The organism is Roseicyclus sp. (assembly GCF_965662675.1).
In the GTDB taxonomy this organism is placed as follows: domain Bacteria; phylum Pseudomonadota; class Alphaproteobacteria; order Rhodobacterales; family Rhodobacteraceae; genus Roseicyclus.
In genome coordinates this window covers 1-4,042 of the sequence record NZ_CBFIIK010000161.1, presented here as the reverse complement: position 1 = coordinate 4,042, position 4,042 = coordinate 1, and the positions used below count along the sequence as shown (strand labels likewise).

At 61.4% G+C, this 4,042-nt stretch carries 5 protein-coding genes and 1 pseudogene; 1 reads left to right on the top strand and 5 read right to left on the bottom strand.

Features of this window, described 5'->3' with window-relative positions:
* Positions 1-13: 13 nt before the first annotated feature.
* From ACTG4J_RS14955 to rplO, 3 genes are all read right to left on the bottom strand, one after another.
* Entirely contained in the window at positions 14-595 is a 582-nt protein-coding gene (locus tag ACTG4J_RS14955; RefSeq protein ID WP_439140532.1) for an adenylate kinase, read from the bottom strand.
* A gap of 2 nt (positions 596-597) precedes the next feature.
* Positions 598-1,968 carry a preprotein translocase subunit SecY gene (gene secY / locus ACTG4J_RS14950; protein WP_439140531.1) on the bottom strand — a complete coding sequence of 457 codons (1,371 nt, stop codon included), beginning with the start codon at positions 1,966-1,968 and terminating at the stop codon, positions 598-600.
* 132 nt (positions 1,969-2,100) lie between these two features.
* Positions 2,101-2,574, bottom strand: a complete 474-nt coding sequence (gene rplO, locus ACTG4J_RS14945; RefSeq protein ID WP_439140530.1) for a 50S ribosomal protein L15 — start codon at positions 2,572-2,574, stop codon at positions 2,101-2,103.
* 174 nt (positions 2,575-2,748) lie between these two features.
* Here rplO and ACTG4J_RS14940 point away from each other — a divergent pair, with 174 nt between their 5' ends.
* Positions 2,749-3,510, top strand: coding sequence for a hypothetical protein (locus ACTG4J_RS14940; protein ID WP_439140529.1), 762 nt, complete (start codon positions 2,749-2,751; stop codon positions 3,508-3,510).
* 54 nt (positions 3,511-3,564) lie between these two features.
* On the opposite strand, the gene rpmD is transcribed toward ACTG4J_RS14940, so the two are convergent.
* Both rpmD and ACTG4J_RS14930 read right to left on the bottom strand, forming a co-directional pair.
* A complete protein-coding gene (gene rpmD / locus ACTG4J_RS14935) occupies positions 3,565-3,753 on the bottom strand; it encodes a 50S ribosomal protein L30 (RefSeq protein WP_422240346.1) in 189 nt (62 codons plus the stop codon).
* 5 nt (positions 3,754-3,758) lie between these two features.
* Positions 3,759-4,042, bottom strand: a pseudogene (locus tag ACTG4J_RS14930) (30S ribosomal protein S5); the annotation flags it as partial.

The window sequence follows — 4,042 nt, the reverse complement described above, 5'->3', positions numbered from 1 at the left end:
TGCCGCGCGCCGGTTAACCTGCCGCGCCAAGCAGCGCCGCGATATCGGTGGCGACTGTGTCGATTTCGTTCAGCCCGTCCACCCCTTTGAGCAATCCCTTGGCGTGGTAATAGCCGATCAGCGGCGAGGTCTGCTTGTAATAGGCCATGAGCCGGGTCTTGAGGCTTTCGGCATTGTCATCGGCGCGCACGGGCTGGCCTACGGCGCGGGCCTCTTCGGCACGGCCGACGATGCGACCGACCAGCACCTCGTCATTGACGCGCAATTCGATCACCGCATCGAGGCCTTGCCCCATCTCGGCCAGCAACGCCTCGAGCGCGTCAGCCTGTGCCAGCGTGCGGGGGAAGCCGTCGAAGATGAAACCTGTTCCACCTTGTTCCAGCTTTTCGCGGATCAGGCCGATCACGATCTCGTCGGTGACAAGCTGCCCCTTGGCCATGACATCGGCAACGATCTTGCCCATCGCACTGCCCGAGGCTTGCGCCTCGCGCAGCATATCGCCAGTCGAGAGCTGCACCAGACCGCGGGACTGGGTCAGAAGGCCCGCCTGCGTTCCCTTGCCCGCGCCGGGCGGGCCAAGAAGAATGATATTCACGCTCATCGACGCGACGGGGCCTTGCGGGGCTTTGCGGTCGCACCTTTACGCCCGCGCAGTTGCGATTTTTCAATCAAGCCTTCGTATTGATGGGCCAGAAGATGGCTTTGCACCTGCTGCACGGTATCCATGCCGACCGACACGATGATCAGAATGGATGTGCCGCCGAAATAGGCCGTGATGGCAAGGTTGGTACGCACGATCTCGGGCATCAAGCAGACAAGCGCCAGATATCCGGCCCCCAGCACCAGCAAGCGGTTCACGACATATTCCAGATACTCAGATGTCTTCTTGCCGGGGCGGATGCCGGGGATGAAGCCGTTCTGGTTCTTGAGATTGTCGGCGACGTCGTCGGTCTTGAAGGAGACGTTGAGCGTGTAGAAATAGGTGAAGAACACGATCATCGCCGCGAAGAACAACAGGTAGAGCGGCTGACCGGGGCCGAAATTGGCCAAGATCCAGCCCATCACCGGACCCGAGGATTCGCCGCCCGAGAAGGTGGTGAGCGTGGTCGGCAAAAGCAAAAGCGACGAGGCGAAGATCGCGGGGATCACGCCCGCCGGGTTCACCTTGACCGGCAAATGGCTGGAACCGCCGTCATAGACCTTCATCCCCACCTGGCGGCGCGGATACTGGATATGGATCTTGCGCAAGCTGCGCTCCATGAACACGACGAAGAAAAGCGTGCCGATCAGCATGACGATCACGCCAAGGATGGCAGGCGTGCTGAGCGAACCCGAGCGGCCCGACTCGAAGAATTGGGCCAGCGCTGCCGGGATTTCGGCGATGATGCCGACGAAGATGATCAACGAGATGCCGTTGCCGATGCCGCGCTGGGTGATCTGTTCGCCCAACCACATCAGGAACATCGTCCCACCGACCAGCGTGATGACGCAGGCGGCGCGGAAAAACCAACCCGGATCAGAGGCAAGTCCGCCCGATTCCATGCTGACCGCAAGCCCGTAAGCCTGTGCGGTCGCCAAGGCCACGGTGCCGTAGCGGGTGTATTGGTTGAGCTTCTTGCGCCCCGCCTCACCATCTTTTTTCAGCTGCTCCATCGCGGGCACCATGGCCGCCATGAGCTGCACGATGATCGAGGCCGAGATATAGGGCATGATGCCCAAGGCAAAGACGCCCATCCGGCTCAGCGCGCCGCCGGTGAACATGTTCAGAACACCGCCCAGACCGGCCGCAGCCTGATCGAAGAAGGCCCGCAACTCGACCCCGTCGATCCCGGGGACCGGGATGTAGGTGCCGATGCGATAGATGATCAGAAGGCCAAGAGTGAACCAGATCCGCTGGCGCAGTTCGGTCGCTTTACCGAATGCCCCCCAGCTCATGTTCGCGGCCATTTGCTCCGCTGCTGATGCCATGACGCCTCTCTCATGGGCAATGCGCCGCCGGATCGTTTCAGGCGATCCTGCGGCGCGTAAAAACCTAGATACTATGTAGGCCCTGACGACACGGCCCACAAGCGACGGGGGGCCGCAGCCCCCCGATCTGGATCACTCCGCCGCAGCGACCTGTGCGACCGTCAGCTTTCCGCCGGCCTTTTCGACCGCGTCGATGGCCGCGCGCGATGCTCCGGTCACGGCGATGTTGAGCTTCGTGCTCACCTCACCCTTGGCCAGAACGCGGATACCGTCGAGCTTGCGGCGCACCAGACCGGACGCGACCAGCGCGTCTTCGGTGATCTCGGCCTTTGCGTCGATCTTGCCGGCTTCGACGAACTTGGCGATCAGGCCAAGATTGACCACGGCGAATTTCTTGCGGTTGGGCTTGTTGAAGCCACGCTTGGGCAGACGCTGATAGAGCGGCATCTGGCCGCCCTCATAGGCGTTGATCGCAACACCCGAACGCGATTTCTGACCCTTGATACCACGGCCCGCCGTCTTGCCCTTGCCCGAACCGGGACCGCGGGCAACGCGCTTGGCTTTCTTGGTGGCGCCGGGATTATCCCGAAGTTCATGCAGTTTCATGTCGCTTCTCCTTTGCCGGACGCAGGGATTGAAGCGAAGCCCCCTGACCACGGCCTGACGATAAAGATTTGTGGCGTCGACTTAGCGCGCCACCGGGGGCGTATATGTCGTCGCAAAGCTTGTGACAAGGGGCCTTTGGTGGCATATCGGGCCGAGCCGTTTTGGGGAATGGGCATGAACCGTATTCGATCCGCATTGACCAAAGCGGCAACCAAGCTGCGCCGAAAAGAAGTGTCGCGTGCGCTGTTCGAGGCCGCAGGTGGTATCGTGAAATCCGGCCCCTTCACGGGGCTCAAAATGACAGGCTCGGGAAACACATCGGCGGGCGTATTGGGTGCGAAGATCTTCGGCCTGTATGAGCAAGAGGTGATCCGCGAATTACAGGGGCTTTTGCCGCGCGACACCTTGGTCAATTTCGGGGCGGCAGATGGTTATTTTCCGCTCGGATTGCTCAAGGCGGGACTGGCCAAACATGCGGTCTGCTTCGAGATGTCAGCCGTGGGGCGGAACGAGATCGCCGAAAATGCCGCCGCCAACGGGCTTGCCGATTGCGTCACGATCAAGGGTGCGGTGACACCGGGAGTTCAGCTTGAGCTTGCGGCACTTGATGTGGTGCCGTCTCGGACGTTGATCTTGTGCGATATCGAAGGCGCGGAATTCGATGTGCTGTCGGATGCTTTTCTGGACTGGGCCAAAGGGGCAAGCCTTGTGATCGAGTTGCACGACCGGCTGACGGGTGATCGTTCGCTTGCCCCGCGCGAGGCGCTGATCGCGCGTTTGCCGAAAGACGCCCGGCATCGCATCCTCAAAGGCCAGCCCAAGGATTGGCGCGACATCCCCGAGATCGAGGCACTTACCGACAATGACCGGCAATTGATCTGTTCGGATGGCCGCAAGGTTTTGGGCGAATGGTTGATCGTGTCCTACCCAAACTGAAAAACCCCGGGCCGTTTCGGACCCGGGGTTCTGAACATGACATGCGAAGGGCGCTCAGCCGCGCTCTTCGATGATCTCGACCAGATGCGGGATCTTGGCGACCATGCCGCGCACCGAGGGGGTATCCTCGAGTTCGCGGGTTTTATGCATCTTGTTGAGGCCCAAGCCGATCAGCGTCTGGCGCTGAACCTGTGGGCGGCGGATCGGCGAGCCGATCTGTTTGACAACAATCGTCTTTGCCATGGATCTCAGGCCTCCTCTGCGACGGCTTCAGCCGCGGGCGCGCCATCACGCTTCGGCAGGATGTCAGCCACTTTCTTGCCGCGACGTGCCGCGACCTGACGGGGCGAGGTTTCGTTACGCAGACCGTCCAGCGTGGCGCGGATCATGTTGTAGGGGTTCTGCGAACCGGTCGATTTCGCGACCACATCCTTGACACCCAGCATCTCGAACACGGCGCGCATCGGACCACCGGCGATGATACCGGTACCTTCGGGCGCGGTCCGCATCACGACACGGCCAGCGCCATGAT

Excerpts from the sequence above, each read along its gene's own strand:
- secY (WP_439140531.1), bottom strand. The coding sequence starts at position 1,968 with ATGGCATCAGCAGCGGAGCAAATGGCCGCGAACATGAGCTGGGGGGCA.
- rplO (WP_439140530.1), bottom strand. The coding sequence starts at position 2,574 with ATGAAACTGCATGAACTTCGGGATAATCCCGGCGCCACCAAGAAAGCC.
- ACTG4J_RS14940 (WP_439140529.1), top strand. The coding sequence starts at position 2,749 with ATGAACCGTATTCGATCCGCATTGACCAAAGCGGCAACCAAGCTGCGC.
- rpmD (WP_422240346.1), bottom strand. The coding sequence starts at position 3,753 with ATGGCAAAGACGATTGTTGTCAAACAGATCGGCTCGCCGATCCGCCGC.